This is a genomic window from Sphingopyxis sp. (assembly GCF_035565275.1).
In the GTDB taxonomy this organism is placed as follows: domain Bacteria; phylum Pseudomonadota; class Alphaproteobacteria; order Sphingomonadales; family Sphingomonadaceae; genus Sphingopyxis.
The window spans coordinates 1-8470 of sequence record NZ_DATMST010000042.1 but is presented as its reverse complement, the minus strand read 5'-3'; the positions used below and the strand labels follow the sequence as shown (position 1 = coordinate 8470).

The following is an 8470-nucleotide window of genomic DNA, read 5'->3' as shown; positions in this document are numbered from 1 at the left end:
GTCCGGGCCTTCAGTCGGCCGCAACCCCGAGCCAACGCTCCAGAATCTCCGCCGTATCCTGCCCCACCACCCGGGGAGCGAGCCGGCGGATCGAGGCCGGGGTCCGCGACAGTTTCGGAAAGACGCCCTGCATCGGCGTCGGACCCAGTTCCGGATCCTCGACGGTCACGATCGCCTCGCGCGCCGCGAAATGCGGATCGGACAGCATGTCCTCCGCATCATAGATGCGCCCCGCCGGGACGGCATGCGCGATCATCGCATCCTCGACCTCCGCCACTGTGTGGCGGAGCGTCCATTCCTCGACGATTGCATCCAGTTCGTCCTGACGCTCGCCGCGCGCGGTGTGACAGGCATAGCGCGGATCGCTCGCAAGCTCGGGCCTGCCCATCGCTTCGCAAAGCCGCAGGAAGACACTGTTCTGGTTGGCCCCGATCAGATAGTCGCCGTCGCTGCATCGATAGACGTTGGAGGGCGCGATACCGGGAAGTTTCGATCCCGTCCTTTCGCGCTTGTGTTCCGCGACCGCCCATTCGGGGATCAGCCCTTCCATCACCTGCAGCACGCTTTCGTAAAGCGCGGCATCGACCACCTGCCCCTCGCCGGTCCGATCGCGGTGATGGAGCGCGGCGACGGCGCCAAGGCAGCCGTAGGTGGCGGCCAGCGTATCGCCGATCGAAATGCCCATGCGCGCCGGCGCGCGGTCGGGGAAGCCGACGATCTTTCGCCACCCGCCCATCGCTTCGGCAATCCCGCCGAACCCTGCCCGGCTTGAATAGGGTCCGGTTTGCCCGTAACCCGACACGCGAACGACGATCAGGCCGGGGTTGGCGCGATGCAGCACATCCGGACCGAGATTCCATTTCTCGAGCGTTCCGGGCCGGAAATTCTCCACCAATATGTCGGCCTGTGCGATCAGATCGCGCGCCAGATCCTGCCCTTCGCCCGAACGGAGGTCGGCGGCGACCGAATATTTGTTCCGGCCGATCACGCGCCACCAGGTGGGCGTGCTGCCCTGACCCCATTGGCGCATGGGATCGCCGGTTTCCGGCTGCTCTATCTTGACCACTTCCGCGCCCATATCGCCCAGCAGCTGGCCGCAGAATGGCCCCGCGATAAGCTGCCCCAGTTCCACGACGCGAATGCCGTCCAGCGGCCCTGCCGAAGCGTCAGACGCCATCTTGTTCCTCTCAACCTGCATATATTGCCCTGATCATCCGGCGCATTCCGAATCGGCTGCGGCCACTCATTTCGCGCCACCCGACCCTGCGTCAGACGGCGCGCAAACCACCGGACGCCGCTCTTCTCCGGACGCTGCCGATGAAACCGATCGAAGCTTTGTCATATGATCCCCTGACCTCGATTGCATAACATGTTTTGACTAGATTGCATGCAAATGGCAAGAGGGTTACGAATTCAGTGTCATATTTGAGTCGCCCCGAAGCGGCCGGTCACCCGCAGAAAAAGTCGAGAAAATATCATAATATTCTCTTTATATTCAAAAGGTTATATCGAACGTGACGACAGACGCAGTCCAGCATGAAGCCCCGCGCCCGACCGAAGATTTGGATGCCCGGCGTTTGGAAGAATGGATGTATAATGCGGTTGAAGGGTTCGCCGGCCCGCTTCGCGTCGCGCGTTTTGCGGGGGGGCAGTCCAACCCGACCTATCAGTTACGGACGCCGGCTCGCGATTATGTGCTCCGCCGCAAACCTCCCGGCCAGCTTCTGGCATCGGCGCATGCGGTCGAGCGGGAATTCCGGGTGATGCAGGCTCTCGGACGCACGGGATTTCCGGTGCCGCACGCCTATGCGCTCTGCGAAGACGACGCAGTGATCGGCTCGTCCTTCTATGTCATGGCGATGGTCGAGGGGCGGATATTGTGGGACGGACGGCTTCCCGACCTCGCACCCGCCGCGCGGCAAGCCATTTATGAAGCAAAGATCGACACGCTTGCGGCGCTCCATCGGATCGACCCCGAAACCGCGGGCCTCGGGGATTTTGGCGCTCCGGGCAATTATTTCGCGCGCCAGGTCGCACGGTGGTCGAAACAATATCTGCAATCCGACGGGCCGAGATTTGCCGCGATGGATCGCCTTGTCGAATGGCTCCCCACCAGCCTTCCCGCAAACCAGCCGGCGCGAATCGTCCACGGCGACTACCGGCTCGACAATATGGTGCTCCACCCGGAGGAAAATCGGGTAATCGCGGTGCTCGACTGGGAATTGTCGACCCTTGGCGATCCCGTTGCCGACCTGACCTATCTGCTGATGCATTGGGTCACGCCGGGCGACGAACGCAATTCGCTCGCCGATCTCGACCTCCCCGGCCTCGGGATTCCGTCGTTGAATGCGATGCTCGATCGCTATCTTGCCGCGACCGGGAACCGTCTCGGCGCGCCGCTCGAATGGTATCTCGCCTACAACCTCTTCCGCCTCGCCGCGATTCTGCACGGCGTGGCAGGGCGCGCCCGCGCCGGAAACGCCAACAATGCGCGCGCCGGCCTCGCGCAGCAGCGTGTCGGTCCGCTCGCGGAAACCGCATGGCGTTTCGCGGAAAAAGCGGGAGCCATCCGGTGACCTGGCCGACCCGTACCATCGCCGAAACGCTGGCGATCCTCACCGCTCCGGGCGCACCGTTCGAGATGACGGGAATCGACGTCGGGAGCCGGCGGGTGCGCAGCTATGTCCGGATGCCGGGCACGCTGCGTGTCCTGTTCGACGAAAGCCGCCGCTTCGGCTCGCGCGACTTTCTGGTGTTCGAGGGAGAGCATCTGACCTTCGAGGCGCACTGGCGCGCCGCAAACGCCTTTGGCCGCGCGCTGACCGAAAGACTGGGGGTCGGCAAAGGCGACCGTGTGGCGATCGCGATGCGCAACTATCCCGAATGGTCGATCTGTGCTTGGGGCGCGATCGCGATCGGCGCGGTCATCGTGCCGCTCAACGCGTGGGAGTCGGGCGCCACGCTGTCGGCGCTTCTCGCCGATTGCGAAGCCAAAGTCGCCGTCGTCGACGGTGAACGGCTGGCGCTGTTGCAGCAGGCCGAAACGATCGACGCCGCGCTCGTCGTCGCACGCGCGCCTGCTCCTGCCGGCACCATCGCGCTGACCGATTTCATCGGCGCTTCTTCCGGATACGCCGCGCTTCCCGACCAGCCGCCCGCCGATCCCGAACTGGAGTCCGACGATCTGGCGACAATCTTCTACACGTCGGGAACGACAGGGCGTCCGAAAGGCGCGGCGGGGACGCATCGCAACGTCCTGACCAACCATATCAACACCGGCTTTCGCGCCGCGCGGGCCGCGGTGCGGCGCGGGGAGGCTATTCCCGAGGCATCGACCGCCGAACGGCGCCTGCTGTTGCCCCTCCCCTTCTTCCACGTCACCGGCTTTCACTCGACGCTCGTCCCGGCCCTGGCGAACGGCGCGACGATCCACCTCATGCACAAATGGGACACCGCAAAGGCGCTCCGCATCATTGCCGATGCGCGGATCAACGGCCTGACCCTCGTGCCCGCGCTTGCCTGGCAGCTCGCCGATGCGATCGCGGCTGGCGATCATGACATTTCGAGCATCGATACATTGGGTTACGGCGGCGCGGCCGCATCGCCCGATCTCGCGCGTCACATGCGCAAGGCCTTTCCGAACGCCTTTCCGGGTCAGGGCTATGGGGCAACCGAAACCTCGTCGCTGGTGGCAGCGAACAGCCACGAAGACATGATGGCCCGGCCGGGAAGCGTCGGCATTTCCGTTCCCTGCTGCGACATCCGGATCGTCGACGACGCGGGCAACGACGTGCCTGCGGGCCACCCGGGCGAATTATGGGTCAGCGGGCCGAATATCGTGGCCGGCTACTGGAACCTTCCCGCCGCGACGCAGGAAAGCTTTCGGGACGGCTGGTATCGCACCGGCGACGTGGCGCAGATCGATGAAGAAGGCTTCATAACCATTCGCGACCGGATCAAGGACATGCTGATCCGGGGCGGCGAGAATATCTATTGCACCGAGATCGAGGATTGTCTGGGCGCTCATCCAGACGTGCTGGAGGCCGCCGTCTTCGGCGTCCCCGACCGGATCCTTGGCGAAGTCGTCGGCGCCGCGGTCCATTTGCGCGCGGCATCGACCGCCGGCTTCGAAACGCTGGCCGACCATGTTCGCGGCAGGCTTGCGGCCCATAAGGTCCCGGTAACGGTCATGCTGTGCGACGCTCCGCTGCCCCGTAACGCTGCCGGAAAGCTGCTGAAGCGCGACATCAAGGCGGCCTTTTTGGAACAGGCGGGAATTTCGGATTCGTCCCGGTAGGAAAGGAAGACGGAATGGCAGACGATATCGACGACCGGTCGACGGCGGCGCTCGCCGCGGGCGACCGCCTGTTCCATACCGTCGAATATGGCGATCTGGAGGATTTGCGATCGGTCTTCGCGGCGGGCGCGGTGGTCTGGCACAACACCGACGACGCGCTGACCGACGTGGAAACGACGATCCGGAATCTGCGCACCATCCGTGAGACCGCGACGGTTTTTCATTATGCCGACATCCGGCGCGAGCCGACGCCGAGCGGCTTTGTGCAGCAACATACGCTGATCGTCGAAATGCCCGACGGCCGGAAGATTCGCGATCTGTGCTGCTGCCTCTGCCGGGTCGAGGACGGCCGCATCGCGCACATGGACGCCTATCACGATTCGGCTGCGACCAGCGGAATGGCGCACAAGGCCGAACGCTGAAACCCGGCCCTGCGCTTTTTTCGTTCCCGGTATCAGTCCGCGGCTTCGCCCTCGATATCGGCGGGCACCTTGAGCAAGGTGTGCCGCGCGGACCGGATGTGCGCCGTCATCACGCTGCGCGCCCAATCAGGATCGCCGGCCGCCAGTGCCGAAACCAGCTCGGCATGCTGCGCCGCGCTCCGCCGCAACTCATCGATCGTATAGCGCCGGAAGGTGCTCAGCTGCAACGGCACTTCGGTGATCGTGCCCAGAAGGTCGCGCAGCCGGCGGTTGCCGCACGCCTCGAGCACGCCTTTGTGAAAACGGTCGTTCACTTCCGCGATCGCATCGACGTCGATCGGACGTTCCTCGACCAGCCGGCCCATCTCGTCGGCCAGCATCTGAAGCTCCTCGCGCTCCGCGTCGCCGATCCGCTCCGCGGCGACCTGCGCCGCGAAACTTTCCAGCAGGACGCGCAGTTCGTAGATTTGCGTGATCTCGTCCTCGCTCCACCGCGCGACGAATGCGCCGCGGTTCGGTATCAGCGTGATCAGTCCTTCGGCGTCCAGCCGCCGCATTGCCTCGCGAACGGGCGTGCGGCTCAATCCGGTCGCTTCTGCCAGCTGCCTTGCCGTGATGTGCGATCCCTGGGAAAACTCGCCAGCCAAGATCCCCTCGCGGACCGCTCGATAGGCGCTATCAACCGCCTCCGCCATTCATCCTCCTGAACCCTGTTGCCCCCGCCTCTATACCACCCCTGTCGATGGCGTCGAGACGGGCGTTTGTCAGCCCGCCCACCAGTCGCGCCGGCCGGGCGGCACCCGCATCGCGCCGTCGACGCGCAATATCGTCCCGTTGAACATGGGATTCCCGATGATGCTTTCGACGGCCTGCGCGAATTCGCCGGGGGTGCCCGCGCGGGCGGGGAATTGCACCTGCCGGTTCAGCCAGTCGACCATCGGCCCCCGGGCGTTCGAGAACATCGGGGTTTCGAAAATGCCCGGCGCGATCGCCATGACGCGGACGCCGAAGGGCGCGAATTCGCGCGCGAGCGGCAGCGTCATCGCATTGATGCCGCCTTTCGATGCGGCATAGGCGGCCGTGCCTACCTGCCCCTCCATGGCGACGATCGAAGAGGTATTGATGATGATCCCGCGCTCGCCCTGATCGTCCGCATCCGCCGCGATCATCCGCTCGGCGGCGGCTTGCGACAGAATGAAGCTGCCCAGCGTATTGACGTCGAGCGCGCGCCGGAACGCGGCGGCCGTCACGCTGCGCCCGGGCCCCGCCGAAATGCCGACATGGCTGTCCCCGCCCCCCATCGCCGGCTGGCGCCCCGTCGTGTTCAGCATCGCCCGCAGCGTGCCGATCGCGGGAGCAAGCGCATCGAACGCATTCTCCACCGCATCCGCGTCGGACACATCGGCCGCGGCAAAAGCTCCGTCCCAGTTGCCCTGCCGCATGTCGATCACACCGACTTTCGCGCCGGCGTCGCGCAGCGCACACGCGGCGGCATGGCCCAGCCCCGATCCGCCGCCCGCCACGATGATTCCGCTACCCTCGATCTTCATGTCAGACTCCTTCGCGTTCGGTCAGATCGGCAGCGATCCGCCGGCTGGCCAGCCACAGCAACAGCCCCGATACCAGCCCCGCGGAAAGCCCCATCAATATGCCCGCCCGCAGCCCTTCGGCCTGTCCGAGGCCGGGCGCCATCGCATCGCTTGCCACGCCGATCAGAAGCGGACCGAGGCTGAGTCCGATCATGCTGTTGACCAGCAACGCCACCGCGAGCGCGGTGGCTTTTGAATCGGGGCCGGCGAGCCGCTGCATCGCCAGCGTGCCGGGGCCGTACCACAGGCTCGAAAAGAAGGACGCGACGGCAAAGCTTGCCAGCGAGGCGACCGCCCCCGGCAGCGTGAACATCACCACATAGCTCGCCGCGCACAGGACCGACCCGACGGCGGGGATCAGCGCCAGCGCGCGAACGTCGCGCACACCCAGCCTGTCGCCCAGCCGTCCGCCGACCATCGCGCCCAGCGACCCGCCGGTTGCGCCGAGCAAACCGAGGCCAAGCCCGACCACGCCGAGGGGATCGAGGCCGATGCGCGCGCCAAGCGCGGCCAGCTCGACCACATGGATGCGGAGATAGAAGGATCCGGCAAACGCCATCGCGCCATAGTTGACGAAGCTCAAAAGCGCGGTGCCGAACACGATCAGCAGGAAGGCGCGGCTCGAGGCGAGCATCGCGAGCGCCGATCGCAGGGACGGCGCCTCGCGCTTCACCGGCACGTCGCGGTGCGGGTCGCGGACCGTCAGCAGGACGAGGGCGCCAAGCACAAGGCCCGGGACACCCGCGCAGACCAGCGTCCAGCGCCAGCCGATCACGCCCGCGAGTATCCCGCCGCCGATCAGTCCGATCGACGCTCCGACCGGGGCGCCGAGCGAAAAGATCGCAAGCGCGCCCGAACGGCGCTCGGGAGGAAAGCTGTCGGCAATCAGCGATTGCGACGGAGGACCGCCGCCCGCTTCGCCGACCCCGACGCCGATGCGAAGCAGCAGGAGCTGGACGAAGTTGGCCGCGACGGCTCCGGCCGCCGTAAAGAAGCTCCACACCAGAATGGCGATTCCGATGATCCTCGCGCGATTGGACCGGTCGGCCAGCCGCGCGATCGGCAGCGCCGCCACACTATATAGAAGGGCAAAGGAAATGCCGCTGAGCGCGCCGAGTTGCCAGTCGGCCAGATGCAGGTCGCGCTTGATAGGCTCGCCGAGAATATTGATGATCTGGCGATCAAGGAGATTGAGCGCGTAGCCGATGGTCAGCAGCGTCACCATCCAGCGTGCGCCGCGATCCCCTGCACCCGATGCGCTGCCGGATTCGCCCGCCTTCACCGCCGCAATATTCGTCATGCCGGCGACCGGAGCGTGGCTCCGGCATCCTGCGGATTGGAGCCGCCACCAAAGCCCGTGCCCGATGGTTCGTTGATACCGGATATTCCCACGACCGACCGCTCTCCCGCCTGCCTCCTGCGAGGCGCCTGATTATCAAGAAGAGCATAGACATGCGAATTTTTGGATGCAATAATAATGGCGCCTCTACAAAATTTCGCCGATTATGCGATATAGTAGTGCATTAATGCATACAACTTTGGGGAAGATCATGACAGCCAATGCGGTAACAAAACTCTCGATCACGCAAGCCGCGTGCGATCGGCTGATCGAGGCGGCAACGGCAAAGGCCGCCGAAATCAGCGTGCCGGCGGTCATCGCCGTGGTCGACGAATCGGGCGCGCTGAAGGCTTTTCGCCGCATGGACAACGCCCCGCTCCTGTCGGTCGATATCGCAACCAACAAGGCCTATACGGCGGTGAGCTTCGGAATTGCGACGCACGAGTGGTTCGACTTCATCAAGGGTGATCCGCCGCTGCTTCACGGCATCGTCCACACGCCCCGGCTGGTCGTTTTCGGCGGCGGCTACCCCGTCAAGGTCGATGGACAGATCGTCGGCGGAATCGGCATCAGCGGCGGCCATTATTCGCAGGACATGGTGGTGGCGGAAGCCGCGCTCGCCGCACTCGCGGAGTAGGATGTCATGAAGCTCGATAACAGCGGCATCGTCGTTACCGGCGGCGCTTCGGGCCTCGGCCTCGCGACGGCCAGGGCACTGCGCGAAGCGGGTGCCCGGGTCGGCGTTATCGACCTGCAGGACCGGGGGGCGTGGGACGGTGCCTTCGCCCCCGCCGATGTGACCGATGAGGTCGCGGTCGCCGCC

8 protein-coding genes and 1 pseudogene are annotated in these 8470 nt (G+C 65.3%); 5 read left to right on the top strand and 4 right to left on the bottom strand.

The annotated features are described in order from the left end of the window. Positions 1-10: 10 nt before the first annotated feature. On the bottom strand, positions 11-1177 hold the full coding sequence (locus tag VN047_RS02950) for a CoA transferase (protein WP_325539862.1): 1167 nt from the start codon (positions 1175-1177) through the stop codon (positions 11-13). Between the two features lie 412 nt (positions 1178-1589). On the opposite strand from VN047_RS02950, the gene VN047_RS02945 reads away from it, so the two are divergent. Genes VN047_RS02945 through VN047_RS02935 form a run of 3 tightly spaced genes read left to right on the top strand, consistent with a single transcriptional unit; the run spans position 1590 to position 4719 of the window. Further along, positions 1590-2576 (top strand): phosphotransferase family protein, encoded by a 987-nt coding sequence (locus tag VN047_RS02945; RefSeq protein ID WP_325539860.1) that lies wholly within the window; start codon positions 1590-1592, stop codon positions 2574-2576. After that, positions 2573-4297 carry a class I adenylate-forming enzyme family protein gene (locus tag VN047_RS02940; RefSeq protein WP_325539858.1) on the top strand — a complete coding sequence of 575 codons (1725 nt, stop codon included), beginning with the start codon at positions 2573-2575 and terminating at the stop codon, positions 4295-4297. Before VN047_RS02945 ends, VN047_RS02940 begins: the two co-directional genes overlap by 4 nt. Positions 4298-4311: 14 nt before the next feature. Beyond that, the gene (locus tag VN047_RS02935) at positions 4312-4719 is read left to right on the top strand and encodes a hypothetical protein (RefSeq protein WP_325539856.1); all 408 of its coding nucleotides are present in this window, start codon (positions 4312-4314) and stop codon (positions 4717-4719) included. Positions 4720-4751: 32 nt separating this feature from the next. On the opposite strand, the gene VN047_RS02930 is transcribed toward VN047_RS02935, so the two are convergent. From VN047_RS02930 to VN047_RS02920, 3 genes are all read right to left on the bottom strand, one after another. Continuing rightward, positions 4752-5414 (bottom strand): GntR family transcriptional regulator, encoded by a 663-nt coding sequence (locus tag VN047_RS02930; protein WP_325539854.1) that lies wholly within the window; start codon positions 5412-5414, stop codon positions 4752-4754. A gap of 69 nt (positions 5415-5483) precedes the next feature. Continuing rightward, entirely contained in the window at positions 5484-6269 is a 786-nt protein-coding gene (locus tag VN047_RS02925) for an SDR family NAD(P)-dependent oxidoreductase (protein WP_325539852.1), read from the bottom strand. Position 6270: 1 nt separating this feature from the next. After that, entirely contained in the window at positions 6271-7608 is a 1338-nt protein-coding gene (locus tag VN047_RS02920; protein WP_325539850.1) for an MFS transporter, read from the bottom strand. 250 nt (positions 7609-7858) lie between these two features. Between VN047_RS02920 and VN047_RS02915 the strand changes: the two genes are divergently transcribed. Together VN047_RS02915 and VN047_RS02910 are read left to right on the top strand one after the other, a co-directional pair. Beyond that, complete coding sequence (locus tag VN047_RS02915) at positions 7859-8284, top strand: heme-binding protein (protein WP_325539848.1); 426 nt, start codon at positions 7859-7861, stop codon at positions 8282-8284. A 6-nt stretch (positions 8285-8290) separates the two neighbouring features. Beyond that, positions 8291-8470 (top strand): annotated as a pseudogene (locus VN047_RS02910) (3-hydroxyacyl-CoA dehydrogenase); the annotation flags it as partial.

Excerpts from the sequence above, each read along its gene's own strand:
- VN047_RS02950 (WP_325539862.1), bottom strand. The coding sequence starts at position 1,177 with ATGGCGTCTGACGCTTCGGCAGGGCCGCTGGACGGCATTCGCGTCGTG.
- VN047_RS02945 (WP_325539860.1), top strand. The coding sequence starts at position 1,590 with ATGTATAATGCGGTTGAAGGGTTCGCCGGCCCGCTTCGCGTCGCGCGT.
- VN047_RS02935 (WP_325539856.1), top strand. The coding sequence starts at position 4,312 with ATGGCAGACGATATCGACGACCGGTCGACGGCGGCGCTCGCCGCGGGC.
- VN047_RS02930 (WP_325539854.1), bottom strand. The coding sequence starts at position 5,414 with ATGGCGGAGGCGGTTGATAGCGCCTATCGAGCGGTCCGCGAGGGGATC.
- VN047_RS02925 (WP_325539852.1), bottom strand. The coding sequence starts at position 6,269 with ATGAAGATCGAGGGTAGCGGAATCATCGTGGCGGGCGGCGGATCGGGG.
- VN047_RS02920 (WP_325539850.1), bottom strand. The coding sequence starts at position 7,608 with ATGACGAATATTGCGGCGGTGAAGGCGGGCGAATCCGGCAGCGCATCG.
- VN047_RS02915 (WP_325539848.1), top strand. The coding sequence starts at position 7,859 with ATGACAGCCAATGCGGTAACAAAACTCTCGATCACGCAAGCCGCGTGC.